Annotated in this window: 26 protein-coding genes and 3 tRNA genes; 20 read left to right on the plus strand and 9 right to left on the minus strand. The window is 59.3% G+C overall.

All coding sequences use genetic code 11. The features are described from left to right. Positions 1-17 precede the first annotated feature (17 nt). The 4 genes from PSH57_RS09500 (at position 18) to PSH57_RS09515 (ending at position 2,528) form a co-directional block, all read left to right on the plus strand. Positions 18-311 (plus strand): hypothetical protein, encoded by a 294-nt coding sequence (locus PSH57_RS09500; protein WP_305389159.1) that lies wholly within the window; start codon positions 18-20, stop codon positions 309-311. Between the two features lie 239 nt (positions 312-550). Then, complete coding sequence (locus tag PSH57_RS09505) at positions 551-1,237, plus strand: cysteine hydrolase family protein (protein ID WP_305389161.1); 687 nt, start codon at positions 551-553, stop codon at positions 1,235-1,237. A gap of 3 nt (positions 1,238-1,240) precedes the next feature. Next, positions 1,241-2,128, plus strand: coding sequence for a LysR family transcriptional regulator (locus PSH57_RS09510; protein WP_305389162.1), 888 nt, complete (start codon positions 1,241-1,243; stop codon positions 2,126-2,128). 139 nt (positions 2,129-2,267) lie between these two features. Next, complete coding sequence (locus PSH57_RS09515) at positions 2,268-2,528, plus strand: hypothetical protein (RefSeq protein WP_305389163.1); 261 nt, start codon at positions 2,268-2,270, stop codon at positions 2,526-2,528. Between the two features lie 86 nt (positions 2,529-2,614). Here the strand turns inward: PSH57_RS09515 and PSH57_RS09520 are convergent, their stop codons facing one another. Then, positions 2,615-3,766, minus strand: a complete 1,152-nt coding sequence (locus PSH57_RS09520) for a mechanosensitive ion channel family protein (protein WP_305389164.1) — start codon at positions 3,764-3,766, stop codon at positions 2,615-2,617. A 191-nt stretch (positions 3,767-3,957) separates the two neighbouring features. Between PSH57_RS09520 and arsN2 the strand changes: the two genes are divergently transcribed. Then, a complete protein-coding gene (gene arsN2, locus PSH57_RS09525; protein WP_305389165.1) occupies positions 3,958-4,389 on the plus strand; it encodes an arsenic resistance N-acetyltransferase ArsN2 in 432 nt (143 codons plus the stop codon). Here arsN2 and chrA read toward each other — a convergent pair. Continuing rightward, positions 4,386-5,741 (minus strand): chromate efflux transporter, encoded by a 1,356-nt coding sequence (gene chrA / locus PSH57_RS09530; protein ID WP_305389166.1) that lies wholly within the window; start codon positions 5,739-5,741, stop codon positions 4,386-4,388. The genes arsN2 and chrA overlap by 4 nt on opposite strands. Before the next feature lie 301 nt (positions 5,742-6,042). Here chrA and PSH57_RS09535 point away from each other — a divergent pair, with 301 nt between their 5' ends. The 4 genes from PSH57_RS09535 to PSH57_RS09550 all read left to right on the plus strand — a co-directional run bounded on the left by PSH57_RS09535 (position 6,043) and on the right by PSH57_RS09550 (position 11,164). After that, complete coding sequence (locus PSH57_RS09535; protein WP_305389167.1) at positions 6,043-7,614, plus strand: sensor domain-containing diguanylate cyclase; 1,572 nt, start codon at positions 6,043-6,045, stop codon at positions 7,612-7,614. Positions 7,615-7,780: 166 nt separating this feature from the next. Next, the gene (gene xth / locus PSH57_RS09540) at positions 7,781-8,575 is read left to right on the plus strand and encodes an exodeoxyribonuclease III (RefSeq protein ID WP_305389169.1); all 795 of its coding nucleotides are present in this window, start codon (positions 7,781-7,783) and stop codon (positions 8,573-8,575) included. Between the two features lie 111 nt (positions 8,576-8,686). Next, positions 8,687-9,526: an arylamine N-acetyltransferase family protein gene (locus PSH57_RS09545; RefSeq protein ID WP_305389170.1), complete on the plus strand. Its 840-nt coding sequence runs from the start codon at positions 8,687-8,689 to the stop codon at positions 9,524-9,526. A gap of 117 nt (positions 9,527-9,643) precedes the next feature. Further along, positions 9,644-11,164: a nucleobase:cation symporter-2 family protein gene (locus PSH57_RS09550; RefSeq protein WP_305389171.1), complete on the plus strand. Its 1,521-nt coding sequence runs from the start codon at positions 9,644-9,646 to the stop codon at positions 11,162-11,164. 127 nt (positions 11,165-11,291) lie between these two features. On the opposite strand, the gene PSH57_RS09555 is transcribed toward PSH57_RS09550, so the two are convergent. Continuing rightward, a complete protein-coding gene (locus tag PSH57_RS09555) occupies positions 11,292-11,648 on the minus strand; it encodes a hypothetical protein (RefSeq protein WP_305389172.1) in 357 nt (118 codons plus the stop codon). Positions 11,649-11,809: 161 nt separating this feature from the next. On the opposite strand from PSH57_RS09555, the gene PSH57_RS09560 reads away from it, so the two are divergent. Then, complete coding sequence (locus tag PSH57_RS09560) at positions 11,810-12,628, plus strand: shikimate 5-dehydrogenase (protein WP_305389173.1); 819 nt, start codon at positions 11,810-11,812, stop codon at positions 12,626-12,628. Here the strand turns inward: PSH57_RS09560 and PSH57_RS09565 are convergent, their stop codons facing one another. Beyond that, entirely contained in the window at positions 12,629-13,276 is a 648-nt protein-coding gene (locus PSH57_RS09565) for a YceH family protein (protein ID WP_305389175.1), read from the minus strand. A gap of 130 nt (positions 13,277-13,406) precedes the next feature. Here PSH57_RS09565 and PSH57_RS09570 point away from each other — a divergent pair, with 130 nt between their 5' ends. Beyond that, positions 13,407-13,916 (plus strand): DUF1993 domain-containing protein, encoded by a 510-nt coding sequence (locus PSH57_RS09570; protein ID WP_305389176.1) that lies wholly within the window; start codon positions 13,407-13,409, stop codon positions 13,914-13,916. 188 nt (positions 13,917-14,104) lie between these two features. Here the strand turns inward: PSH57_RS09570 and sstT are convergent, their stop codons facing one another. After that, positions 14,105-15,337 carry a serine/threonine transporter SstT gene (gene sstT / locus PSH57_RS09575; protein WP_305389177.1) on the minus strand — a complete coding sequence of 411 codons (1,233 nt, stop codon included), beginning with the start codon at positions 15,335-15,337 and terminating at the stop codon, positions 14,105-14,107. A gap of 283 nt (positions 15,338-15,620) precedes the next feature. Here sstT and PSH57_RS09580 point away from each other — a divergent pair, with 283 nt between their 5' ends. After that, complete coding sequence (locus PSH57_RS09580) at positions 15,621-16,778, plus strand: MFS transporter (protein WP_305389179.1); 1,158 nt, start codon at positions 15,621-15,623, stop codon at positions 16,776-16,778. On the opposite strand, the gene nhaR is transcribed toward PSH57_RS09580, so the two are convergent. Next, positions 16,775-17,671, minus strand: coding sequence for a transcriptional activator NhaR (gene nhaR / locus PSH57_RS09585; protein ID WP_305389181.1), 897 nt, complete (start codon positions 17,669-17,671; stop codon positions 16,775-16,777). The two genes, PSH57_RS09580 and nhaR, sit on opposite strands and share 4 nt — an antisense overlap. A gap of 136 nt (positions 17,672-17,807) precedes the next feature. Between nhaR and PSH57_RS09590 the strand changes: the two genes are divergently transcribed. After that, positions 17,808-18,059: a hypothetical protein gene (locus tag PSH57_RS09590; protein ID WP_305389183.1), complete on the plus strand. Its 252-nt coding sequence runs from the start codon at positions 17,808-17,810 to the stop codon at positions 18,057-18,059. Between the two features lie 28 nt (positions 18,060-18,087). After that, positions 18,088-18,837, plus strand: coding sequence for a TerC family protein (locus PSH57_RS09595; RefSeq protein WP_305389184.1), 750 nt, complete (start codon positions 18,088-18,090; stop codon positions 18,835-18,837). A 69-nt stretch (positions 18,838-18,906) separates the two neighbouring features. On the opposite strand, the gene PSH57_RS09600 is transcribed toward PSH57_RS09595, so the two are convergent. Next, the gene (locus PSH57_RS09600) at positions 18,907-19,071 is read right to left on the minus strand and encodes a hypothetical protein (protein WP_305389186.1); all 165 of its coding nucleotides are present in this window, start codon (positions 19,069-19,071) and stop codon (positions 18,907-18,909) included. 223 nt (positions 19,072-19,294) lie between these two features. On the opposite strand from PSH57_RS09600, the gene PSH57_RS09605 reads away from it, so the two are divergent. Then, positions 19,295-19,972: a peptidase C39 family protein gene (locus PSH57_RS09605; RefSeq protein WP_305389188.1), complete on the plus strand. Its 678-nt coding sequence runs from the start codon at positions 19,295-19,297 to the stop codon at positions 19,970-19,972. Between the two features lie 101 nt (positions 19,973-20,073). Beyond that, a complete protein-coding gene (locus PSH57_RS09610; RefSeq protein WP_214914633.1) occupies positions 20,074-20,277 on the plus strand; it encodes a DUF6021 family protein in 204 nt (67 codons plus the stop codon). Between the two features lie 44 nt (positions 20,278-20,321). On the opposite strand, the gene pbpG is transcribed toward PSH57_RS09610, so the two are convergent. Together pbpG and folD are read right to left on the minus strand one after the other, a co-directional pair. Next, complete coding sequence (gene pbpG / locus PSH57_RS09615; RefSeq protein ID WP_305389190.1) at positions 20,322-21,260, minus strand: D-alanyl-D-alanine endopeptidase; 939 nt, start codon at positions 21,258-21,260, stop codon at positions 20,322-20,324. 266 nt (positions 21,261-21,526) lie between these two features. Further along, complete coding sequence (folD, locus tag PSH57_RS09620; RefSeq protein WP_047228500.1) at positions 21,527-22,381, minus strand: bifunctional methylenetetrahydrofolate dehydrogenase/methenyltetrahydrofolate cyclohydrolase FolD; 855 nt, start codon at positions 22,379-22,381, stop codon at positions 21,527-21,529. A 281-nt stretch (positions 22,382-22,662) separates the two neighbouring features. Between folD and PSH57_RS09625 the strand changes: the two genes are divergently transcribed. The 4 genes from PSH57_RS09625 to tig all read left to right on the plus strand — a co-directional run bounded on the left by PSH57_RS09625 (position 22,663) and on the right by tig (position 24,738). Further along, positions 22,663-22,739 (plus strand) — tRNA-Arg (locus PSH57_RS09625). 41 nt (positions 22,740-22,780) lie between these two features. Beyond that, positions 22,781-22,856 (plus strand) — tRNA-His (locus PSH57_RS09630). A gap of 58 nt (positions 22,857-22,914) precedes the next feature. Further along, positions 22,915-22,999: transfer RNA gene (locus PSH57_RS09635), tRNA-Leu, on the plus strand. Positions 23,000-23,427: 428 nt separating this feature from the next. Next, positions 23,428-24,738, plus strand: a complete 1,311-nt coding sequence (gene tig, locus PSH57_RS09640) for a trigger factor (RefSeq protein WP_305389191.1) — start codon at positions 23,428-23,430, stop codon at positions 24,736-24,738. Positions 24,739-24,801 lie beyond the last annotated feature (63 nt).

A 24,801-nucleotide genomic window follows, 5' to 3' on the forward strand; every position in this document is an offset into this window, starting at 1 on the left:
CGCAGGAGTAACCCCTCATGTCCCGCTACATGCCCATCACCGGTATCGAAAACAATTTCCACGCGCTCCTGATCGACACGCAAGCGCCGCTGGACGTGCTGCACGACACCGCCGCCTACCGCATCGCCGCCGTCACCCAGTTACTGGAGAACCTCGCCATGCGCGCGGACATCAGCACAGACGCGGTGGTACTCCATGATTTCGCCCAGGTGCTAGCAATCCCCCTGCGCGATGGATGTGACTTGCTGGATGTGATCGGCCGGCGATTGCAGACGCAGGTGCTGGCGTCGCAATCGGAATCGGCGACGTAACAAGGTTCCCCTTTGACGTGATGCCGTTCATCCAAGGGGGTCAGTGACTCCGTGGCGAGGGAGCACGCTTCCTCGCCACAATGTGTCCTACAAATCTTAAGTGAGCAGCACCGCTATCCCACCGACGGATGCTTTATTGGTGTGAAATCCAAACAAGTCCTGTGCCGTTCGAGCTGTGTTTCGGCAGGCGTTATCCCCCTAGCATTCCTTCACTCAATCACCCAAGAAGGAATCCCACCATGCAACGTTTCGCCCGTCGTTTCCTCGCCGCTTGTGCATTCTCTGGCGTCGTCGCCAGCACCGGTGCATTGGCTGATGCCCATCCCACCATTCGAGCCATGTCGGGGGCCGAGCCGATCAAGCAGCTCCCCGCTGGTAAAACGGCGTTACTGGTAATCGATTTTCAGAACGAATACTTCACCGGCAAAATGCCCATCCCTGACGGCGCTGCTGCGCTGACCAACACCCGCGAACTGATTGAATTCGCCGATGATCAAAAAATGCCGGTTTTCCATATCCAGCACGTTGCGCCGGCCGGTTCGGCGGTGTTTGCCGAGGGTGGCGAAACCGTGAAATTCCACCCGGACATGCAGCCCAGGGCCCAGGATGTTGTCTTGCAAAAGACCACTGTCAGCGTCTTTGGCAGTACCGATCTGGACAAGCGTTTGAAGAGCGCTGGCATCGAGAACCTGATCATCTCCGGTCTCATGACCCACGCGTGCGTGGCGGGTGCGGCCCGTGATGCGGCGCCGCTTGGCTACACTGTGCTGGTCGCCTCCGATGCATCGGCCACCCGCGCGATCACCCGGGTCAGTGGCGAGACGATCGACAAGGACGCCTTGCACAAGGCCGCACTGGCCGAGGTCGAGGATACTTTCGGTAATGTGATGACCACCGCCCAAATCATCAAGCTGCCGGTGCGCTAAAAAATGAATCAGATGCTCGCCATGCGCGTGTTTCGCTGCATCGTGGAGGCGCAGGGTTTTTCAGCTGCGGCCGAGCGACTGGACACCACTCATTCGTCGGTGTCGCGAAACTTGCAGCAATTGGAGTCCGTGCTGGGCGTGCGTCTGATCAATCGCAATACCCGGCGCATGAGCCTAACGGCAGCAGGTGAACGCTACTACGCCGCTTGCGTGGATATTCTGGATCGCGTTGATGCCGCGTCCCAGGCCGTGACGCTGGAACAGGAACGACCCTCCGGACTGCTTCGCATCAGTGCCCCGCTGGTGATCGGTACGCTGGAGCTGGCCCGTTGGTTGCCGGCATTCCAGGAGCGTTATCCGGACATCCAGGTCGATCTGTCTTGCTCGGATCCACTTGTCGATCTGGTGGCCGATGGGTTCGATGTGGCGTTACGGATTTCTGGACCGCTGGCCGACAGCAGTCTTGTCGCTCGCTTGCTCAGCGTCTCACCGCTGGTTTTGGTGGCGGCTCCGGCCTATGTCTTCAAACGCGGTCTGCCGCGCGGCGTTGCTGAACTCAACGATCATCGGCTGCTGACTTATGCTTCGGCCACTCAGTGGGTACTGGTGGGTGAAGCAGGGGAGTCGAGCACGGTGGATTGCGCCAGCAGCTTTCATACGGACACCATCACCGCCTTGCACGCCTGCGCTCTGGCGGGCGGGGGAATTGCCGCGTTTACCCTGGCGACGGTGCAAGATGACCTGCTGACGGGAAGACTGGTGCGGATTCTGCCTGAGTACACGCTTGGGCAGCGGCACTACTATGCGCTTTACCCGCACGCCCGGAATTTGCCGGCCAAGGTTCGAGTGTTTGTGGATTACATGGCGCAGTATTGCGGCAGTAAGGTCTGATTGTCCCCTGACTGAACAAAGTGACCGTTGAGCGCCTCCGGTTGGTGGCACATTGATATATTGGTAGGCTAGGCACTCGTTACCTATCGAGTGGGTCAGTGTGTCTACCGAGCGAATTTTCCAGTTGGAGCAAGCCCTTATGGCGGTGATCGCCGCGGCGGGCAAGATGGGTGTGAGCAGTGATGAACTGTGCGCTCAGGCGGTGGGTGGGTTGATGTTTGAACACCACTGGAACTGGGCAAACGCGCAATACGCGCAAGGGGCGGCTGACGAGATCGACAACGCGTTGAGCCTTCTGGTGGGGAAACCGCCGCTGCAAACCGGGTCGTCGGCGATTGAGGCCGGCTCCACTACGCTGCTCAATCCGCAAGCCAATCCGCGGCCTGTCAGTTTTATTTGATACGAATGGGCGCCCATTTGCGTGGGTGCCCTTATCGCGAGCAAGCGTTGCTCCCACGGGGCAAGGGCTCACTGTGAGGTTGGATGTTAATGCTGCGCCCGATACTCAGGTGCGGCTTCCAGCGAGGTCTTTTGACCGTTTTCCTTGGACGTTTGCCCCGATGTATCGGGTAGCGACGCGACATGAACGGTACGAGCCGGGATCGCAAACCGCACGCCGATTCTGGCGAACTCTTCCATCATGCCCAGGTTGATCGCCTGTTGGACGTCCATGTAAACGTTGTAGCTGGGGTCCAGCACGATATACACCGTTTCGAATTCCAGAGCGCTCTCGCCGAAGCTGCGAAAGTGCGAGCGGTCGAAGCGGGTCTTTTCCTGGGCCCTGATGATGTTTTCGACAAGGACCGGCACTTGCCTTAGCTGTTCTGTCGAGCAGTCATGGGGCAGGGCGAATTCAAAGACGATGCGTCGCTCCTGGAGTCGTTTGTAGTTCTGGATGGTGGTGCTGATCATTCCGGCATTGGCCATCACGATTTGCTCGCCACCCAGGCTGCGGATGCGCGTGGTTTTCAAACCGACATGTTCCACCGTACCGGCCAGGGAACCCACGACAATGAAGTCGCCGACTTCGAACGGTTTGTCCACGGCGATGGACAGTGAGGCGAACAGATCACCGAGGATGTTCTGCACCGCCAGCGCCACGGCGATACCACCGACCCCGAGGCTGGCGATAAAGGCGGTGATGTTCACGCCCAGGTTGGAGAGCATCGCCAGGAGCACCACGGCCCAGAGAAACACCTTCGCACCCCACAGGCTCAGGGTGGCCAGGGCGCTTTTCTGGTGGATGTCGGTGTGGCTGTGGCGGGCGAAATAATGCAGCAACGCCAGGGCGATTGCCCGGTTGGCCCAGAGCCCTACTTGCAAGGCCGCGACCACGAACCAGAGGCTGCTGACCCGGTCAAGCCAACGCTCCGGCAGGTCCAGAACGCCGACGCCGATGAGAATGGAGGCCAGTAATAACAGCGTATTGCTGGTGCTGGACAATACTTCGACGGCGATGTGGCTGACGTAGGCGTCGGGTTTCTGTGCCTGGGCCTGCACTTTTCTCAACAGCAAACCGATGCCGGCCCTGACGATGGTGAAACTCACCACCATCACACCCAAGGCCAAGAGCCAGTTGGCGATAGAGATGCCCAGCAATTGGGTGTCGGTAAGGAATTGGAGAGAGCTTGAGTCCATTTGAACGGTCACCTGTGCCATTGCTGTTCAGGTTTGGGCCTTTGCCGACTTTGGCGTGAGAACCTGGGCAGGGCATGAACCTGTTAGTTCGCGCAAAGCACGGGCCGTTCAATTTTGTTCGCCGAGAGCAGTTGCGTGCGGGAGTGCTGGCGGCGTAGTTTCCTGTGCTGGGCCTTTGTCAGAGCAATGCCATGCACATGACCGAACTGAGCAATGAGGAGTTGGAGCCGTTGCGCCAGGCGCTCATCCTGGCGGGTCTGCCAGTGGACGACCTGAACCAGCCGGGTCGACGTTTTTTCAGCTTCAGGCAAGCAGACGCTCAGACGGCGTTTGGCGGGATCGAGGGGGAGGGCGCGGACCGATTGTTACGCTCTCTGGTGGTCCTTGAGGGGCAGCGGGGGCGCGGCATAGGCGCGGCGATGCTGGTCGCTCTTGAAGACTTTGCGAAAAACGAGGGCGTGGAACGCCTTCACCTGCTCACTGACAGCGCCGCCGCGTTCTTTGTCGCCCAGGGGTATCAGGCGCTTGACCGTTCGCTGGCGCCGATGTCGATCAGCGAAACAGCTCAATTCAAGTCCTTGTGCCCGGCTTCGGCGACCTACCTGAGCAAAGGCCTCATCTAACGCAGTAGATGCACGGCCAGGCCGGTCAGCCCGCATCCCAGTAGCACCTGGATGACCCCGTGCTTGTAGCGAAACAGCGCAATGGCGGCGGCGAGCGCGATGATTGCCGACGGCCAGTCCAGTGCGCCGGAAAAACCGCTGGGCCAAAGCACGTGGTAACCGAAGAAACAGGCCAGGTTGAGGATCACCCCGACCACAGCGGCAGTAATCGCCGTCAGTGGTGCGGTGAATTTCAGCTCGTTGTGCGTCGATTCCACCAATGGCCCACCCGCCAGGATGAACAGGAATGAGGGCAGGAACGTAAACCAGGTCACCAGCGTAGCGGCAACCGCGCCAGCGAGGAAGGCCTGTTCAGGGCCGAACACCTGCATCACGTAGCCGCCGACGAACCCGACGAAGGCGACGACCATGATCAACGGGCCGGGAGTGGTTTCGCCCAGGGCCAGACCATCGATCATCTGTGTCGGGGTCAGCCAGCCGAAATGTCCGACAGCCCCTTGATACACGTAGGGCAAAACCGCATAGGCGCCACCAAACGTCAGCAAGGCTGCCTTGGTAAAGAACCAGGCCATTTGCGTCAGGGTGCCTTCCCAGCCGAACACCATGGTCAACACACCCATCGGCAACGCCCACAGCAGGGCCCCGATGATCGCTAGCCGGGCCAGTCGCAGGGCGCTGAACCGGGCATGCTCCGGGGTCGGGGTGTCATCGTCGATCAATGCCGGGCCAAAGGACTTATGGGTGGTGCTGTGGCCGCCCAGGCTGAACTTTTCCGGTGCCCAGCGGCCACCGAAGTAGCCGATGACCGCCGCTCCCAGCACGATCAGCGGGAAGGGGAGGTTGAACGCGAATATCGCGGTGAACGACGCGGCGGCGATTGCCCACAGCCAACTGTTCTTGAGCGCGCGCGAACCTATCCGGTGGGCGGCATGCACGACGATGGCGGTCACGGCGGGCTTGATGCCATAAAAAATCCCGGCCACCACCGGCACTTCGCCAAAGGCGACATACAGCCAGGACAATGTAATGAGAATGAACAGCGAAGGCAGCACGAACAGCGCCCCGGCAATGATCCCGCCCCAACTGCGGTGCATCAGCCAGCCCAGGTACGTCGCCAGCTGCTGTGCCTCGGGGCCTGGCAGCAGCATGCAGTAATTGAGGGCATGCAGAAAGCGTCGTTCGGAAATCCAGCGCCGGCGCTCCACCAGCTCCTGGTGCATGATCGAGATTTGTCCCGCCGGCCCACCGAAACTGATGAAGCCCAGCTTGAGCCAGAACCAGAATGCCTCGCGCAAGCTGATGGCCGAGGGGCTGGACAACGGGTCGTCGACGGTCTGGATGGGCTTATTCATGGTCGGCGCGGTACTTGAATGGCAAGGGCGATCTACGTTATGGGGCGTTAGGCAATTTTGATAGCCCTGGCAAGGCGTTTCTTGGAAAAAAACCGGCTTCACGGGCTCGCACCCACGGGTTGAATTCTCCTGCCTGGATGGATGAATTTGTCAGGGTGAAGTGCAGGATTTTGGATCCATTGAGCCACCCATCGGTTACGCCACACCGGCAAATTGCCGCCGCCCCAAGCGGTAGGCTAAGCTCACGAATATTGGGGGCTTTGAGGGTTTCGCTCATGCTTTGCCCCCCTCAGGAATTCGCTTGCCTATCCCCAATTTTGATCCGTTCCATGTCCCGGGCGGTGCCCTCAAGCGCCTGCCGTTGCTCAAGGCAGCGGTGGCGTTTATCGCGGCGGTCTGCCTGTGTCTGTGTGGCTTGCTTTTTTTGCAGCTGGAACAATCCCGTCGTTACGACCTGGAGTCGGCCCGCATCGCCTCGGCCAACCTTACCCGGGCCATGGCCCAACAGGCGCAGGACACGTTCCAGCAGACAGACCTGGTCCTGACCAGCCTGACGGACTGGATAGAGAGCGACGGTTTCGGTCCGACGCTGCAACCACGTCTGCAGAAAACCTTTGCCCGGCGCGTGCAAGCACTGGAGCAATTGCATGGCCTGTTCCTGTTCGACAAGCACGGTCATTGGGTCATTACGTCCTTCGAACAACTGCACAGGGGCCCGGGGATAGCAGATCGGGACTACTTTACGTTCCATCAGCAGAACACCGCCCTGATCGCCCATATCGGGCCGGCTATCCGCAGTCGACAAAATGGCGACTGGATCATCCCGGTGTCGCGGCGCTTGAATGATCAGGACGGCAATTTCCAGGGCGTATTGTTGGCCGGGATCAAGATGTCGTACTTCGATCAATTTTTCGAAAGCTTCAGCCTCGCTGACCAAGACGAAATGGTCCTGGCCTTGTCCGACGGGACCTTGCTGGCCCGGCGGCCCTTCGACGAGGCGAAAATCGGTCGCTCACTGGCCGAGGAGCCCGTCTTTCAGCATGAGTCGTCCAGCGAAAGCGCCGGTACCGCGACCATCCGTTCCGCCGCCGATGGGGTCCTCAGGCTCTATGATCACCAGCATTTGCAAGCCTATCCGCTGGTGGTCACCGCCGCGATGTCCGAGCAGGCGATCCTCGCGGGTTGGCACGACAGAGCCTTCAAATCCAGTCTCATTGTGGCGGTGGTGGTCTTGGGTATCTGCCTGTTCGGCTGGGTATTCGTGCGCCAAGTACGCAACAGCGAACGGATCGAAGCGGACCTGCGCAAGGCCCAGGAAGCGTTGGAACTGATTGCCACCCATGACAGCCTGACGGGGCTTGCGAACCGACGGCTGTTCGAGCGGGCTCTGGACATCGAGTTCGGCCGAGGCGCTCGCCAGCGCAGCCCATTGAGCCTGATCATGCTCGATATCGATTTTTTCAAGCGCTACAACGACACCTACGGGCACGTTGCCGGCGACCATTGCCTGGCGGAAATGGCTAAGGTGCTCAAGAGTTGCTGTCATCGCAAGGCTGACCTGGCAGTGCGTTATGGCGGCGAGGAGTTCGCGGTGCTGCTGCCCGATACCAACTTGCAAGGGGCCTTGGCCCTGGCCGAGCAGATCCGCCGCAGCGTTATCGACAAACACATCACCCATGCCGGCTCTCCCACCGGCTACCTGACGGTGAGCCTGGGCTGCTACGCGTTTGTGCCCAGCAGCCTGGACAGCATTGAGGTGTTTATCCAGCGTGCCGACGCAGCGCTTTATCAGGCCAAGCACAGCGGACGCAACCGTGTGGCGGCCTTGTCGATGGAAGGTGGGCTTGATGCGCTGGAGCGTTCGGATCGTTGAGATCGTTTGAATCATCGGCGGCTTGCTACGGTCAATTGTTCAGGCTCTGCACCAGTGAAATGGAAACCATGTTGTAGGTCCTGTCTCATACTCTTGGGGGGCAACCTGGGCAAAGCCATGGGCTTGTCGGTCACCGCTAGTGTCCTGGATCTGGAGCTCTGACCCGATGAAAAACCTGCGCATAGCGACCTTCAATATCAATGGCATCCGGGCCCGACTGCCCAATCTGCTGGAATGGCTGGAGCGGGAGAAGCCTGACATTGCCTGTTTGCAGGAACTCAAGGCCGCGGACAAGGACTTCCCCGCTGCGCAGCTGGAATCGGTCGGGTATGGATCGCTCTGGCATGGCCAGGCGTCCTGGAACGGCGTGGCAATCCTGGCCCGTGATGCACAACCGCTGGAGAGCCGCCGCGGCTTGCCCGGCGGCGACGATGACAGCCACAGTCGTTACCTGGAGGCGGCGGTGCATGGCGTGCTGGTGGGGTGTCTTTATCTGCCTAACGGCAATCCGCAGCCAGGGCCCAAATTCGCTTACAAACTGGCTTGGTTCGAACGGCTGATCGACTATGCCCAGGGGCTGCAGGCCAGCGATCATCCGGTGGTGCTGGCGGGTGATTACAACGTGGTGCCCACCGACATGGACATCTACAACCCGCGTTCCTGGCTCAAGGATGCATTGCTGCAACCGGAAAGCCGCGAGTGCTACCAGCGGTTGCTCGAGCAGGGTTGGACCGATTCGTTGCGCCACCTGTACCCGGACGAGCGGGTATACACCTTCTGGGACTATTTCCGTCAGCACTGGCAAAAGAACTCCGGGCTGCGCATCGACCACCTGCTGCTCAACCCGGTGGCCAGTCCATACCTGAGCGAGGCAGGCGTGGATGCATGGGTCAGGAATCAACCGCACCCCAGCGACCATGCTCCCACCTGGATCCGGCTCTCTTCGCGAAAACGTCGGTGAGGGAACAAGGTCTCCAGGCCAGTTATTGTCTCGCAAAGACGAATGCCTTATATCTGCACCCCAGCAGCGTGCTTTTTGTTAGCCCTGCACCGGACAGGAAAGGACACCCTCATGAGCCAACCCCGACTGAGCGATTCGGGCCGTTATCTGCAACGCCTGGGTTTTGACAAACCGCCAGCCCCGACCCTCGACACCTTGCGCCAGCTTCAACGACGCCACACGGCCGAGTTCCCCTTTGAAACCCTTTCAACGCTGCTGGGCCAACCCGTGCCCATTGACCTGGAATCAGTGGAACGAAAAGTCTTCGAGCAAGGCCGCGGCGGCTACTGCTATGAGCTCAATCAACTATTCCTGGCGCTGCTGCTGGAACTGGGCTTCGAAGCCCGAGGCATCACGGGACGGGTGGTGATGAATGCCCCCGAAGGCGCCTGGCCTGCCCGCACCCATCGCCTCAGCCTGGTGACGTTGGATGGCGTGCGTTACACCACCGATGTCGGCTTCGGCGGCATGGTGCCCACCGCACCGTTGTTGCTGGACAGCCGTGACACCCAGGCCACTCCCCACGAGCCCTATCGCATCGAAACTCATGAAGACGGCTACCTGCTGCGCGCCTGCGTGGCCGATGAATGGCGACCGATGTACCTGTTCGATTTGCAGCGCCAGGAAGAGATCGACTACACCGTCGGCAATTGGTATGTCAGCAACCACCCTGAATCGCCGTTCATGGGCCGCTTGATGGTGGCCCGCACTGGCGATGGGTTGCGCAAGACCCTGAACGGCAACAGCTATGCCTTGCACCGCATAGGAGAGCAGAGCGAGCGCCGGACAATCACCGACGCCGACGAACTGATCGACCTGCTGGAAAACGAGTTTGGTCTTCGCGTACCGCCACGTGAGCTTTTACGGCCCGCAGTGGTTGGACTTCTTAGCGACGCAGAGGATTGCCGGTGATGGAGTGATTCACTGTTGATGATGGGCTGCGCAACAAGTTGTATACAACTCTATGGACATTTGTCCTGAGTTTTGAATACAGTGTGCGCATAACAAAAAACAGGGAACTCCCGAACCATGAAAACGCCCCATGTTTCACTCCCACGGCCCGAGGATGAAAACCTTGGCGTCGGCGCGAATATGGCTTATGGCCTGCAACATGTGTTGACCATGTACGGTGGCATCGTCGCGGTGCCGCTGATCATCGGCCAGGCCGCCGGGTTGTCATCGGCGGACATCGGCTTGTTGATTGCCGCGTCATTATTTGCGGGAGGGCTGGCGACGTTGTTGCAAACCCTTGGACTGCCGTTTTTCGGCTGTCAGTTGCCTCTGGTGCAGGGCGTTTCGTTTTCCGGGGTCGCGACCATGGTGGCGATCGTCGGCAGCGGCGGGGAAGGGGGATTCCAGGCCATCCTGGGCGCGGTGATCGCCGCCTCCTTGATCGGCTTGCTCATTACCCCGGTGTTCTCACGAATCACCCGGTTCTTTCCGCCGCTGGTCACCGGCATCGTCATCACCACCATTGGCCTGACCTTGATGCCGGTAGCGGCCCGCTGGGCAATGGGCGGCAATAGCCACGCCGCCGATTTCGGCAGCATGGCCAATATCGGTTTGGCCGCCGTGACTCTGGTCCTGGTGTTGCTGTTGAGCAAAATGGGCAGCGCGACGATCTCGCGGCTGTCGATTCTGCTGGCAATGGTCATTGGTACGGTTATCGCCGTATTCCTTGGCATGGCGGACTTCTCATCCGTCAGCCAAGGCCCGATGTTCGGCTTCCCCACACCCTTCCATTTCGGCATGCCGACCTTTCATGTCGCGGCCATTCTGTCGATGTGCATCGTGATCATGGTGACGCTGGTGGAAACGTCCGCCGACATCCTCGCGGTGGGCGAGATCATCGACACCAAAGTCGACTCCAGGCGTCTGGGCAACGGTTTGCGGGCCGACATGCTGTCGAGCATGATCGCGCCGATTTTCGGCTCCTTCACCCAAAGCGCCTTTGCCCAGAATGTCGGGCTGGTGGCGGTGACGGGGATCAAGAGCCGTTTCGTGGTGGCAACCGGCGGGGTATTTCTGGTGGTACTCGGCTTGCTGCCGTTCATGGGCCGAGTGATCGCCGCAGTGCCGACCTCGGTGCTGGGCGGTGCCGGTATCGTGCTGTTCGGCACCGTGGCTGCCAGCGGCATCCGCACGCTGTCAAAAGTTGACTACCGCAACAACGTCAACCTGATTATCGTCGCCACCTCCATAGGTTTCGGCATGATTCCCATCGCCGCACCGACTTTCTACGATCATTTCCCGAGCTGGTTCGCGACGATCTTCCATTCGGGTATCAGCTCTTCGGCGATCATGGCAATCGTGCTGAACCTGGCGTTCAATCACTTCACCCGGGGTAACTCGGATCAACAGTCCGTATTCGCCGCCGGTACCGAGCGGGTGTTGCGCTACCAGGACCTGGCGGCGCTGCGCGAAGGCGACTACTTCAGTGACGGCAAGCTGCACGACTGCGATGGCAATGAGATTCCGGTGGTGGCGGAGGCCGCCCATGCACCGGCAGAACATGGCCCGGTGCGGCTCAAAAGCAGTGAGCACGTCTGAGGACAGACACGCCGTGGCGAGGGAGCGGCTCCCTCGCCACGGGCTTATCGCTTGACTTTATTTCTCTTGGCTGGCTGGCCAGTGACCCTCGATCACAGGCTGTTTTTTGTGTCGCCTAAGCGGCTGATTACCAGCGCGGGCGCCCGTAATGACCGCGAGGCGGGCCGTAGTAATAGCCCCGTGGTGGCCCGTAATACACCGGTGCCGGGCGATAGTAGACAGGTCGCTCGATGTAGACCGGCTGCGGCTGGTAGTAGACCGGTGGCGGTTGTTGCACATAAACCGGTTGTGGCTGGACATAGACCGGTTGCTGCACATAGACCGGACGGTCACGGCTGAGGATCGCCGAACCGACGATGGCCGAGCCGACGATTGCGCCAAACACAGCGGGCCCCTCCCAACCACCTCGACCATGGGCGGATGCCTGGCCGGTGACCGCGAGTGCCCCCATGAGCAGGGCGATGATGGGGAGTTGACGGTTCATAACGATTCCTCGTTTCAGCCCCGGCGCCTGTGGTCTGCAACAGACCCGAATGAGGGTCGCGGGGATACTTGCTCTGACAGCGATTTTTCCAGAATTTGCCGTACCGTTGGGTAAATAATGTGTAAGGTCTGTAGTGGTTTCTTTACTGCAAGGAGTCAAGCATGCAGATCAACCCCAACAAAGATACTCAACTGTGCATGTCGCTATCGGCGCGCCCCGGGAATTTCGGCCTGCGCTTTCACAATCACTTGTATGAGCAACTGGGCCTGAACTTCTACTACAAGGCATTCAGCAGCCAGGACTTGCCCGGTGCTGTTGGCGGTATCCGCGCCTTGGGCATCCGCGGGTGCGGGGTGTCGATGCCGTTCAAGGAAGACTGCATCGCCCTGGTCGACGAACTGGACCCTTCCGCTGCGGCGATCCAGTCCATCAATACCATCGTCAACACTGATGGCCATTTAAAGGCCTACAACACCGACTACATCGCTGTCGCCCAATTGCTGCAAACCCATGCGGTGCCCAAGGATTCGACCTTTGCCTTGCGCGGTAGCGGCGGCATGGCCAAGGCCGTGGCCAGTGCCTTGCGCGACGGTGGTTACAAAAACGGTTTGATCGTTGCCCGCAACGAAACCGCCGGGCGAGCCCTGGCCGAATCCCTGGGTTACGAGTGGCAAGCTCAATTGGGGCAGCGACGGCCGCAGATGCTGATCAACGTCACGCCGATCGGCATGAGCGGCGGCCCGGAAGCCGACCAGTTGGCGTTCGAGCCCGACACCATCGCAGCGGCCGAGACGGTGTTCGATGTGGTGGCGATCCCGTCGCAAACGCCGCTGATCGTGCGTGCCCAGGCTGAGGGCAAACGGGTCATCACCGGGCTCGAAGTGATTGCGATCCAGGCTCTGGAACAGTTTGTCCTCTACACCGGCGTGCGGCCCAGCGCGGAGCAATTCAAGAAGGCCGTGGCGTTCGCTCGATCCTGATCACTCCAGCCGCGCCAGCCGTTCTTCCAGGGCGGCGATCCGCGCTTCGAGTTCTTCGATGCGTTCCAGCGACACGCCGCTGCCGGCAGCCCGTTCTACGGGATGCTGGCGGGCGGCGAGGATCGCTTCGATATCCGCCGGGTCGCCCATGGCGTGCATATAACGGTCCTCCCGCTGGCCGGGCTGGCGCGGCACCAACAGCGCCAAGCCACGGGCGATCAGCCGTTCAAGCTGATGCACCACCTGTTCAGTGTCTTCGAAGTCGTGCATCCGGCCGCTACGGGTCAGCAGTTCATTGACCGTCTGCGGACCGCGCAAGAACAGCAAGCCCATCAGAATCACCTGGGCCGGCACCAGCTCCAGGGCCTTGTCGACCCGATGCTCCCAGCGGTCGGCCCGGCTGCCCATCACCAGTTTGGTAAAGCCGCGACCTTCCAGCGCACGCAGGCTCTGGCCGACCTGGCCCAGGTTGAGGTTCATCACCGGCTCACGGCTGGTCTTCTGATTGCAGGCCAGTACCAGGGCGTTGAGCGTCAGCGGGTAGGTCTCAGGGTTGGTGGCCTGCTTTTCGACCAGCGCGCCGAGAATGCGGATTTCCGTGCTGTTGAGCCGTGGTTCTTCGGCCGGGCTTTGTTCTTCGATACTCATCGCGCGTTCCCTATGCTGTGGAAGCCGCCTAGCCTAATCCTTGCGCAATAAAAGACAAGGTGTGCAATAAGGCGTGGCTATAATCGCACCCGTTTGATTTGTCCTTTCCTGCCACCTGCATGAGATCGCCATGACTATTTCCCTGTACGCCGCTTCCATCCCGGTTTTCAAGCAGATGCTCAACGCCCTGAGTGACGTCCTGAACAAGGCTGAAGCCCACGCCACTGCGAAAAACATCGATCCGAACGCGTTCCTGCAAGCCCGCCTGTACCCGGACATGTTCCCGCTGGTACGCCAGGTGCAGATCGCGGTGGATTTTGCCAAAGGCGTGTCCGCGCGCCTGGCCGAGCTTGAAGTGCCGAAATATGACGATAGCGAAACCACCTTTGCCGAACTGCAAACCCTGATCGCCAAGGTATTGGCGTTCATCGACGGTATCAGCCCCGAGCAGATCGACGGCAAGGAAGGCATCGAAATTGTCACCCGTCCGGGCACGCCGAAGGAAAAACGCTTCACCGGCCAGAACTACCTGTTGACCTATGGTCTGCCGCAGTTCTTCTTCCACGTGACCACGACCTATGCGCTGCTGCGCCACAATGGCGTGGAAGTGGGCAAACGCGACTACATGGGCGCGTTCTAAACCCGCCAGCATGAAAAAGCCCGGGACGGTGTGGGCCGTCCCGGGCTTTTTTGTGGCGGTCTGTTGTACTCGGTGGCTGTGCCATCGCTATCGCGAGCAGGCTCGCTCCCACATTGGATTTGTATCTGCCACAAAACCCTGTGGGAGCGAGCCTGCTCGCGATGACGCTCATACCTCCAGCACAGTTGTCAGGCCATGCGTTCGTGCTTCTCTTCCTCACCCAAGCAAGCCGCTGCCGTGAACAGCACATCGGTGGAGGAATTGAGCGCAGTCTCCGCCGAATCCTGCAGGACACCGATAATGAAGCCCACCGCGACCACCTGCATGGCGATTTCGCTGGGAATGCCGAACAGGCTGCATGCCAGGGGAATCAGCAACAGCGAACCACCGGCCACTCCGGACGCGCCGCAGGCACAAATGGCCGCAACGACGCTCAGCAGCACGGCTGTCGGCACATCCACCACGATACCCAGAGTGTGCACCGCCGCCAGAGACAGCACGGTGATGGTAATGGCGGCGCCGGCCATGTTGATGGTCGCGCCCAGCGGGATCGATACCGAATAGGTGTCTTCGTGCAGGCCCAGGCGCTTGCTCAGTTCCAGGTTCACCGGAATATTCGCCGCCGAACTGCGGGTGAAGAACGCGGTGATGCCGCTCTCGCGCAGGCAGGTGAAGACCAGTGGGTACGGGTTGCGACGCAGTTTCCAGAACACAATGAGCGGGTTCATCACCAGCGCCACGAACAGCATGCAGCCAATCAACACGGTCAACAGGTGAAGGTAACCCAGCAACGCGCTGAAACCTGAGGTTGCCAGGGTTGAGGCCACCAGGCCGAAGATCCCTAGCGGGGCGAAGCAGATAACCACGCGCACGATCACGGTCACACCGTTGGACAGATCCCCGAGCACGGCGCGGGTGGTTTCGCCAGCGTGGCGAATGGCAATGCCCATCCCGATGGCCCAGGCCAGAATGCCGATGAAGTTGGCATTCATCAGGGCGCTGACCGGATTGTCCACCACACTGAGCAGCAAACTCTGTAGCACTTCACCGATGCCGCCGGGGGCGGTGACGGCCACCTCATGGGACACCAGAACAAGGTTGGACGGAAACAGGGTACTGGCAACCACCGCGACCACCGAGGCGGCGAAAGTGCCGAGCAGGTAAAGGAAGAGAATAGGCCGGATATGAGTTTCCTGACCGTGCTTGTGGTTGGCGATCGACGCCATGACCAGCACGAACACCAGGATCGGTGCCACGGCCTTGAGCGCTGACACGAAGACCTTACCGATGAATGCGGTGGACTTGGCAAGGTCCGGCGCCAGCCACGCCAGGATGATGCCGGCGATCAGACCGATGACGATTTGCGTCACCAGGCCGGTGCGTTTGAGGCGGTGTAGAAGGGACGGGGACAAAGCAGTCATAACGGCATCTCTGATTTTTTTTGTGCGCAACGGTCGACCCCTCAGGGCAACAAGCGGGCAGGCCACATGAGCGGGACCGAAAAGAAAGTACAGCGTTTGCAGGGCGCGGACTTTATCACAGACCGCTGAAAAATCTGACGGACCTGTGACGATCCGTCGCTTGGGCGCTCACTCGCGTTTGTCTGAGGGGCACATTCTGTTAGGCTTTGGGCCAATCCCCTTTCTACTCTGCCGGCGGCCCTTTTGGGCTAACGCTGGTGTCGTTGTTTCGCTGGAGCTCTGCATGTTGTCTGTTTTTCTGTTGTCAGCGGCTGGTTTTACAGTGCTGACCACTGAATTCATCATCGTTGGCCTGTTGCCATCCATCGCCCGCGACCTGCAAGTCACGATTGCCCAGGCCGGGCTGTTGGTGACGCTGTTTGCATTTACCGTGGCGGCGTTCGGGCCGTTCCTGACCGCCTGGTTCGCCCGTTTTGAGCGGCGCAAGCTGTTTATCAGTGTGTTGGTGATATTTGGCCTGGCCAACACGCTGGCGGCTCTGGCCCCCAATATCGGAGTAATGGCCATTGCCCGATTGATCCCCGCTCTGGGCTTGCCGGTGTTCTGGGCATTGGCCAGTGAAACAGCAGTGGACATTGTCGGGCCGCAGTTTGCCGGGCGGGCCATCGCCCGGATCGGGTTTGGTATCGTCTGTGCCACCGTATTCGGTATTCCGGTGGGCACCTTGATCTCTGATGCGTTCGGCTGGCGCAGTGCCTTTGCGATCTTGGCGGTGGTTGCGTTCGCCAAGGCTTTGCTGCTGTTTATCTACCTGCCAAAAACCAATCTGCACCAGCAGCAAGTCAGTTTGCGTTCGCAATTCCAGATATTGCGCAGCCCCTTGATGCAGGGCCATGTGCTGCTGTCGATTCTGGTGTTCAGCGGCATGTTCACCGCTTACACCTACCTGGCGGATATCCTCGAACGCCTGGCCGGGTTCGACGGCACGCTGGTGGGCTGGTGCCTGATGGGCTTCGGGGCCGTCGGTCTGGTGGGCAACTCCCTGGGTGGCCGCGCGGTGGACCGACATCCCTTGATCGCCTCGATGGTGTTTTGTCTGTTCATGATTGGCGGCATGGTGGCGCTGGTGCCGAGTATTCATTCGACCCTTGGGCTGGCGGCGGCGATGGGCATATGGGGCGTGACCCAGGCAGCTCTGTTCCTGGTCAGTCATGTACGGCTGATGAAGGCCGCGCCTGAGGCTCCAGCCTTTGCCGCATCGCTGAACATCGCCGGGGCCAATCTGGGCATTGGCCTGGGGGCAATGGTCGGGGGGCGCGTCATCGATACCCTGGGCCTGGGCAGCATTGGTTTTGCCGCGTCCGGGTTCATCCTCATATCGATCCTGCTGGCGTTATTGCTGATGACCTTCAAGCCCCGCGCCGCCTGCGCCGACTGCTAAGCGCTGAACAGCTCGCGACGCGCGCCTTCGGCGATAGCGACGATGCCCGGATGGCTGACCTTACGCTCCACGGAAATGGCGTAGAACGACTCGCTGACCGCATCGGTCTGGCCGATCACCTGTACGCCGTACTGACGCTGAACTTCTTCGGCAATCACGCTCGGGCCGATGAAAATTCCGCTGCCTGATTGCCCGAAGGCCTGCATCAGCGCGCTGTCGTCGAATTCGCCGACGATGCGCGGTTGGATCTGCTGCTCGGCGAACCAGCGTTGCAAGCGGCTGCGTACTACGGTTTCGGGGCCTGGAATCAGCAGAGGGGCGTCATGCAGGCCGCGGGGAAAATCCGCCCCGTAACGTTCGGCCAACGCAGCGGTGGCGAAGAAACTGATCCCGCATTCTCCCAATTTCTGGCTGTAGCCCTTGATGTCCAGGTGGGTCGGCATCGGACTGTCGGAAATCACCAGGTCCAGCCGCTGGATCGCCAGGTCTGCCAGCAGCCGTTCGAGTTTGTCTTCGCGGCAGGTGATGCGCAGCGGCTCACTCAGCTCCATGGTCGGCGCAAGTAGCCGATAGACGATGGATTTTGGCACCACATCTGCCACCCCGACCCGGAACAGCGTCTGCTGCTCATTGGGCTGGGCCCGCAACATCAGCTCCAGTTCGCCGCCCAACTGGAACATGTGTTCGGCATAGGGCAGCGTCTGGCGGCCGGCCTCGGTCAGCTCCAACTGGCGCCCGACGCGGCGAAACAACTTGATGTTATAGGTTTGCTCGAACAGTGAAATTTGCCCGCTGATGGTTTGGGGTGTCAGGTTCAGTTGCTCGCAGGCCCGTACAATGCTGCCGGTTTTGGCCACCACCCAGAAGTAATGCAGCTGTCGATAATTGAGCATGATTCAAGCCGATTCGTAAAAACCGAAGTATAACCGCTGAAAATACGAATTTTCCTGAAGTATTCTCCTCTCTAGAATGCCGGCCCATCGGTGAGTCACCTCTGGTGCTCTGTTTAACTTTGAGAGGCATTTATCCATGACGTACAAATCCTTGGGTTTCGCGGCCTTGTTGGCAGTGTCTTCAATCGCGCTCGTTGGCTGCGAACAGGCCGAAAAAAGCGCGCAGCAATTGATGGGACAAGCAGCTGAAACCGCCAAGCGGGCAATCGATGACACCCATAAGGCCGCCGAACAGGCTATCAGCGAAGCCAGTGGCGGTTTGATCAGCCCGAAGGAAAAGCCAGCGGAAGATGCAGAACCATCCGAAACCTCCACCAAAACCATCTAAGCCCGTCATATCGAGTCAGGACTGACCCATGGATTATCTTTTACAACTCGCTGCCAGCCCCACTGCATGGATCGCGCTGGCGACTCTGGTCGTCATGGAAATCGTGCTTGGCATCGATAACCTGATCTTCATTTCGATCCTGACCAATAAACTGCCCGAACAGCACCGCGCCAAGGCGCGGCGTATCGGCATTGGCATGGCGCTGATCCTGCGCCTGGGCTTGTTGAGTACCATTGCTTTCATCGTGCAGTTGACTGAGCCGGTTATCGAAATACTCGGCCAGTCGTTCTCCTGGAAGGACATGATCCTGATCGCCGGCGGTCTGTTCCTGCTGTGGAAAGCCACCACCGAGATCCACCACAGCATGGACCCGGCCCCGGATGATCCAAAATCCGCCACCTCCGGGGTGACCCTCGGATTTGCCGCTGCGATCGGTCAGATCCTCATGCTGGACCTGGTATTTTCCATCGACAGCATCATTACCGCCGTGGGCATGACCGAGCATCTGCCGATCATGATCATTGCTGTGGTGATCGCGGTATTGGTGATGTTGTTGGCGGCCGAACCGCTGGCCAAGTTCATCAATGACAACCCGACGGTGGTCATGCTGGCGCTGGGCTTCCTGATCATGATCGGTATGACGCTGATCGCCGAAGGCTTTGGTGCTCATGTGCCCAAGGGCTATATCTACGCAGCCATGGCGTTCTCGGCAGCGATTGAGGTGTTGAACATGATGTCGCGTCGCCGTCAGCAAAGGGCGATGGCCGATAAAGCCTGATTGCAGGCAGTCAAAAGCCGTCCGGGGTTCATCCCCGGGCGGCTTTTTTGATTTTTGAAGGGGGAACGGTCAGTGTGCGGCGGCGTGGCGCCTGGCCGGTTTTGGCGCTTTTTCCGCTCGCGCTGGCGGCGCGTGATGATGGCGGCGAGCAATGCGCAGAACGCCCCACAGCATGGCTGTGGCGACGCTTAACCAGCCGAATATCAGCATCAGGATCGTTGTGGTCAGGCTCATCTGTGCCTCCTTCTGCCCCAGTTCAGGGCGACGCACTCGTTACAATGGACAGTCTAGTCGCTAAAGTGTTGCAGGGAATCGATCGGCAGTGACGACAGACGGACCGGTTCGTTCTATCGCCGCCATGGGACTGTTGTTTAAGGCTATACCCACGTCTCTCTGCACCTTATGATCGATGGCCCTTGCCTGGCCCGATGTCGGGTGCCTTAACAAGAGAGTCCTCATGTTTCCGGTAATTTCCTCTTTTCGATCACTGGTCCTGGTGACGGCGTGTCTAACGGCCCTGGCGGGTTGCGCAGGCAGTGTGTCGCCGCAGATTCAGCGCCTGCCCGAGCGGGTGGAACTCAACAGCGTGCCGTTCTTCCGTGGCGAAATGTACCAGGGCGCTCCCCAATCGCTGGCCAGCCTGCTGACGCTGCAAGGCACGGTGATTACGCCGGGATTGCTGGAGAAGCCTCTGCATCTGCCGGAAGGCGAAGCCCATTTGCAGCAGAACCTGCAAACCCTGGCGCGAGAGTATGGACTGGTGGTGTACCCCCTCGACAGTGAACTGCCAGCACTGTTGGAGCAAATCGCGGCGGGTTACCCCGTGCTGGTGCGCTATACGGAGGGCTCGGCTTTTTGGTCTGGGCCGAGGTACAGCATTCTCGTCGGTTACAACCGCCAAAAGCAGACGGTCTTGCTGCGATCGGGGATGAACCGGCGGCTGCTGATGAGCTTCAGTGGGTTTGAGTCGGCTCTCAAAGATGCTGGAGGCTGGGCGGTACTGGTCCAGCGACCTACGCAGCTCCCGGCCAAGGTAAACTCCCAGCGCTGGTTGAAAGCTGCGGGTGAACTGGCCGGGGCAGGGCAGGAACAGGCAGCGGCCCGGGCCACTCAAGCCCTGAGCAGCGCCCACTGATCTCATGCCCCGTTCGTCACTTGTCGGGCACCACCGGCCATGCCAGAGGCTCCTAACCTCAGGGGCCGGAATATCCGGCCCATGATTGCGAGGAGAAAAGCATGGCACAGTCGAAAACACCCACGGGGCCACATTCTTCTGAACATTCTTCCGGCGATGATTTGGGATTTGATCCTGACTCGCCGGATCTCGGCGATCCTCAAGTTGATCCGATAGGCCCCGCCAAGGCGCCTTTGGACGAAGAGGACGAGCAGGAGGAGCCCGGTTCCAAAGCGTATGACCCGCTGGGTGATCTAAAGCCTTGAATAAAACAAAGCCCCGCTGAAGCGGGGCTTTTTGTCAGGCTAATTTACTTGGACGCCTCGACTACACCGGTTTGGCGGCTCTTGAGGTTCTTGGCCGCCTTGTATTGAAGGGCCACGGCAGGAACGCTGGCGCTTTTGCCGGTTTCCACCCAGCTACGGATCCGGCTGGCGTCGGCGAAGTGGGTGTATTTCCCAAACGCATCCAGCACTACCAGGGCCATCGGTCGATTGCTCATTTTCGTTACCAGCACCAGACAGTGGCCGGCCTGATTGGTAAAGCCGGTCTTGGTCAGCTGGATGTCCCAGCCAGCCTTGTGGACCAGGTGGTCGGTGTTGCGAAAGCCCAGGCTATAAACCGGTTTGCGGAACGTTACGGTCTTTTCCTTGGTGGTACTAAGTTCGCTGAGCAATGGATATTTGCGGGCCGCGATCAGCAGTTTGGTCAGGTCGCGGGCGGTGGAAACGTTATGGATCGACAGGCCTGTGGGCTCGACATAGTGGGTGCTGGTCATGCCCAGCGCCTTTGCCTTGGCGTTCATGGCGGCGATGAACGCTGCGTAACCGCCCGGATAGTGATGGGCGAGGCTGGCGGCGGCGCGGTTTTCCGACGACATCAGGGCGATCAGCAACACGTCCCGGCGTGACAGTTCGCTGTTGAGTTTGACCCGGGAAAATACGCCCTTCATCTCCGGTGTATTGGCGATGGTCATGGAGATGTATTCATTCAGATCCTGTCTGGCATCCAGCACGATCAGGCCGGTCATCAATTTGGTCACCGAAGCGATGGGCACCACCACGTCGGGATTGCTGGAATAAACGACTTTATTTGTCTGCAAGTCCAGCAGCATGGCGCTGCCCGAGGCGACTTGCAGTTTTGAGGTGTCTCGCGGGGTGGCGATGGTTTCCTGCGCGTCGACATTTTGCGTGATAAAGGTACCTGTGAAAGCGATGAACAGGCTGAGGATAGAAAGACGGATTTTCACGCGAGTAGACTCGATAGAGTTGAAGGTGCCATGCAGCAATGGCTTGTTAACAAGCGCTGCATTTTATGAGTATGGGCGAGGACAGCGCTATATGCCTGCGTCGTCGGGGCTTGCGCTTAAATAAAGTTTAATGAAGGGCCCAAAAACTCCTGTGGGAGCGAGCCCGCTCGCGATAGCGGTGTCAGCCAACATTGATGAGGGCTGATACAACGCTATCGCGAGCAGGCTCGCTCCCACAGGGTTTAGAGTTGGGCTGAAAAGGCTTATCAGCTATGCAGCGTCTCCGCCGCATACAAGGTGTTTTCCAGCAGGCAGGCGCGGGTCATCGGGCCTACACCGCCAGGGACTGGGGTGATCCAGCCTGCGCGGGGCAGGGCGGTTTCGTAGATCACGTCGCCAACCAGCTTGCCATCGTCCTGGCGGTTGATACCCACGTCGATGACGATGGCGCCTTCCTTGATCCACTCACCTTTCACCAGGCCAGGCTTGCCGGCGGCAACCACCACCAGGTCGGCGCGGCCGACGTGTCCAGCCAGGTCCTTGGTAAAGCGATGGGTCACGGTGACGGTGCAACCGGCCAGCAGCAGCTCCATGGCCATCGGACGGCCAACGATGTTGGACGCGCCGACAACCACGGCATCGAGACCGTAAAGGTCCACGCCGGTGCTTTCCAGCAACGTCATGATGCCTTTGGGGGTGCAGGGCCGTAGCAGCGGGATACGCTGGGCCAGGCGACCAACATTATAAGGATGGAAGCCGTCGACATCTTTGTCCGGGCGGATACGCTCCAGCAGTTTGGAGGCGTCGAGGTGTTCAGGCAGGGGCAGTTGGAGCAGAACGCCGTCGATGTTCGGGTCGTCGTTCAGGCGATCAATCAGATCAGCCAACGCTTGTTGAGTGGTTTCGGAAGGCAGGTCGTAGGCCTGGGAAAGGAAGCCGACCTCTTCACAGTCTTTACGCTTGTGCGAGACATAAACCTGAGAGGCAGGATCGCTGCCGACCAGGATCACCGCAAGGCCGGGCGTACGCAGACCTTGCTGGCGGCGCTCGGTGACTCGTTGGGCGATCTGCTGGCGCAGGCTGGCGGCGATCGATTTGCCGTCGATAAGTTGTGCAGTCATTGCGCGTGGTTAACCATCGAGAGGGGAAAAAAAGAGAACGCATTCTCGCATGCCGAGGCGTGAGGGCAAAGGCGCTTGGTCTGCAAATTCCCCTAACCCCTTTAATTAAATGAATTTTTTTTAAAAAAGAGTTGACGACCTATCAGGCCGTCTATAACATTCGTCGCACTTGTCGGGCACAGCCTAGCACTGGTTAAGAAGGTGGAGCAGAGTGAGTTGTTTTAACTCGGTAACACTGAAAGCACTTAGTTTGTAATCGTCCAAGAATACAGATTAAAAAGGCGCCCGTAGCTCAGCTGGATAGAGCATCCGCCTTCTAAGCGGATGGTCGCAGGTTCGAGTCCTGCCGGGTGCGCCAATTAGGCAGCTTTGGCACAAGTAAGGCAACAAGGCAATATGGTGGGCGTAGCTCAGTTGGTAGAGCACGGGATTGTGACTCCCGTTGTCGTGGGTTCGATCCCCATCGTCCACCCCATATTCTAGAGAGGCGCCAGATTTAACAATCTGGCGCCTTTGCTTTAAAAGCTTGATACGCGGATGTGGTGGAATTGGTAGACACACTGGATTTAGGTTCCAGCGCCGCAAGGTGTGAGAGTTCGAGTCTCTCCGTCCGCACCATACAAGTCGCTATTTAAATAGCAGAGAACGGCGCAGTACCTGAAGAGGGCTGCGCCGTTTTTGTTTTCGCGGTTTTTGTGTTGTATGCCGGCCCTGACTCGGGGTAGGCGGGGTGCCTGGATCGTCGCGATTGTGTTTCGTGATGATGCGTGGCATGTCCGTCGGTCTCCTCGGGAGACCGGATGTCGGGCGGGTGGGTTTGCCGCTTCTATATATAGAAGCGTTAGAAGCGTCGGCCCAGAGCCTCGCAATGATCAACTGTATTTGCAAACCGGGCGAGACATGACCGTATGTCCGCCCCTAAATCCGGCGCCTGTTTCCAGCCCTCTTTCAGTAGGGTGACTTCTTGAGTTTGACCTACTAGAATGCATGCCCTTGATTCTGGGGTCGGAAACGCCCGGCCAACGTCTGTGCAACGAGGAATATCCATGCAAGTTTCTGTTGAAAATACTTCTGCTCTTGAGCGCCGCATGAGCATCACCGTGCCGGCTGAGCGCATCGAGACTCAGGTCAACAAGCGTCTGCAGCAGACTGCCCAAAAGGCCAAAATCCCAGGTTTCCGCCCAGGCAAAGTGCCAATGAGCGTGATTCGCCAGCGTTACGAAGCTGATGCGCGTCAGGAAGCCGTGGGCGACGTGATCCAGTCTTCGTTCTACGAAGCGGTTGTCGAGCAGAAACTGAACCCGGCCGGCGCTCCGTCCGTTGAGCCTAAGGTGCTGGAAAAGGGCAAGGACCTGGAGTTCGTTGCCACGTTCGAAGTATTCCCTGAGTTCACGGTTGCCGGTTTTGAGTCCATCGCCGTCGAGCGTCTGAGCGCTGATGTTTCGGATGCCGACCTGGACAAGATGCTGGACATCCTGCGCAAGCAGAACACCCGTTTCGAAGTGGCCGATCGTGCCGCCCAGAATGAAGATCAACTGAACATCGATTTCGTCGGCAAGGTCGACGGTGAGGTGTTCGCCGGTGGTTCTGCCAAGGCTACGCAGTTGGTGCTGGGCTCCGGTCGCATGATCCCTGGCTTCGAAGAGGGCCTGGTTGGCGCCAAGGCCGGTGAAGAGCGCGTTCTGAACCTGACCTTCCCTGAGGATTACCAGAACCTGGACCTGGCTGGCAAAGCCGCCGAGTTCACCGTGACCGTCAACAGCGTTTCCGAGCCAAAACTGCCAGAGCTGAACGAAGAGTTCTTCACCCAGTTCGGCATCAAGGAAACCGGTCTGGAAGGTTTCCGCGCCGAAGTTCGCAAGAACATGGAGCGTGAACTGCGTCAGGCCATCAAGTCCAAAGTCAAGAACCAGGTCATGGACGGTCTGCTGGCCTCCAACCCGATCGAAGTGCCAAAGGCTTTGCTGGACAACGAAGTGAACCGTCTGCGTGTACAGGCTGTTCAACAGTTCGGCGGCAACATCAAGCCGGACCAGCTGCCAGCCGAGCTGTTTGAAGAACAAGCCAAGCGCCGCGTTGTGCTGGGCCTGATCGTCGCTGAAGTGGTCAAGCAGTTCGAACTCAAGCCTGACGAAGCCCGCGTTCGCGAGCTGATTCAGGAAATGGCTTCGGCCTACCAGGAGCCTGAGCAAGTCGTGTCCTGGTACTACAAGAACGACCAACAGCTGAACGAAGTCCGTTCGGTTGTGCTGGAAGAACAAGTTGTGGATACTGTTCTGCAGAAAGCTAGCGTGACCGATAAAGCGGTCTCTTACGAAGAAGCGGTCAAGCCGGTGGAAGCTCCACAAGCCGATTGATTGTTCTGCGGTAAGAAATACACACCCATAAGCCAGCCTTCGCGCTGGCTTATGCGTATTCAA

This window comes from Pseudomonas hefeiensis (assembly GCF_030687835.1).
GTDB lineage: Bacteria > Pseudomonadota > Gammaproteobacteria > Pseudomonadales > Pseudomonadaceae > Aquipseudomonas > Aquipseudomonas hefeiensis.

Coding starts and splice junctions, on each gene's coding strand:
- PSH57_RS09555 (WP_305389172.1), bottom strand. CDS start 11,648: ATGAACCGTCAACTCCCCATCATCGCCCTGCTCATGGGGGCACTCGCG.
- PSH57_RS09600 (WP_305389186.1), bottom strand. CDS start 19,071: ATGAGCCTGACCACAACGATCCTGATGCTGATATTCGGCTGGTTAAGC.
- PSH57_RS09605 (WP_305389188.1), top strand. CDS start 19,295: ATGTTTCCGGTAATTTCCTCTTTTCGATCACTGGTCCTGGTGACGGCG.
- xth (WP_305389169.1), top strand. CDS start 7,781: ATGAAAAACCTGCGCATAGCGACCTTCAATATCAATGGCATCCGGGCC.
- PSH57_RS09545 (WP_305389170.1), top strand. CDS start 8,687: ATGAGCCAACCCCGACTGAGCGATTCGGGCCGTTATCTGCAACGCCTG.
- PSH57_RS09610 (WP_214914633.1), top strand. CDS start 20,074: ATGGCACAGTCGAAAACACCCACGGGGCCACATTCTTCTGAACATTCT.
- PSH57_RS09550 (WP_305389171.1), top strand. CDS start 9,644: ATGAAAACGCCCCATGTTTCACTCCCACGGCCCGAGGATGAAAACCTT.
- PSH57_RS09515 (WP_305389163.1), top strand. CDS start 2,268: ATGGCGGTGATCGCCGCGGCGGGCAAGATGGGTGTGAGCAGTGATGAA.
- sstT (WP_305389177.1), bottom strand. CDS start 15,337: ATGACTGCTTTGTCCCCGTCCCTTCTACACCGCCTCAAACGCACCGGC.
- PSH57_RS09570 (WP_305389176.1), top strand. CDS start 13,407: ATGACTATTTCCCTGTACGCCGCTTCCATCCCGGTTTTCAAGCAGATG.
- PSH57_RS09580 (WP_305389179.1), top strand. CDS start 15,621: ATGTTGTCTGTTTTTCTGTTGTCAGCGGCTGGTTTTACAGTGCTGACC.
- PSH57_RS09505 (WP_305389161.1), top strand. CDS start 551: ATGCAACGTTTCGCCCGTCGTTTCCTCGCCGCTTGTGCATTCTCTGGC.
- PSH57_RS09595 (WP_305389184.1), top strand. CDS start 18,088: ATGGATTATCTTTTACAACTCGCTGCCAGCCCCACTGCATGGATCGCG.
- PSH57_RS09520 (WP_305389164.1), bottom strand. CDS start 3,766: ATGGACTCAAGCTCTCTCCAATTCCTTACCGACACCCAATTGCTGGGC.
- folD (WP_047228500.1), bottom strand. CDS start 22,381: ATGACTGCACAACTTATCGACGGCAAATCGATCGCCGCCAGCCTGCGC.
- nhaR (WP_305389181.1), bottom strand. CDS start 17,671: ATGCTCAATTATCGACAGCTGCATTACTTCTGGGTGGTGGCCAAAACC.
- chrA (WP_305389166.1), bottom strand. CDS start 5,741: ATGAATAAGCCCATCCAGACCGTCGACGACCCGTTGTCCAGCCCCTCG.
- PSH57_RS09560 (WP_305389173.1), top strand. CDS start 11,810: ATGCAGATCAACCCCAACAAAGATACTCAACTGTGCATGTCGCTATCG.
- arsN2 (WP_305389165.1), top strand. CDS start 3,958: ATGCACATGACCGAACTGAGCAATGAGGAGTTGGAGCCGTTGCGCCAG.
- PSH57_RS09500 (WP_305389159.1), top strand. CDS start 18: ATGTCCCGCTACATGCCCATCACCGGTATCGAAAACAATTTCCACGCG.
- PSH57_RS09565 (WP_305389175.1), bottom strand. CDS start 13,276: ATGAGTATCGAAGAACAAAGCCCGGCCGAAGAACCACGGCTCAACAGC.
- PSH57_RS09510 (WP_305389162.1), top strand. CDS start 1,241: ATGAATCAGATGCTCGCCATGCGCGTGTTTCGCTGCATCGTGGAGGCG.
- tig (WP_305389191.1), top strand. CDS start 23,428: ATGCAAGTTTCTGTTGAAAATACTTCTGCTCTTGAGCGCCGCATGAGC.
- PSH57_RS09590 (WP_305389183.1), top strand. CDS start 17,808: ATGACGTACAAATCCTTGGGTTTCGCGGCCTTGTTGGCAGTGTCTTCA.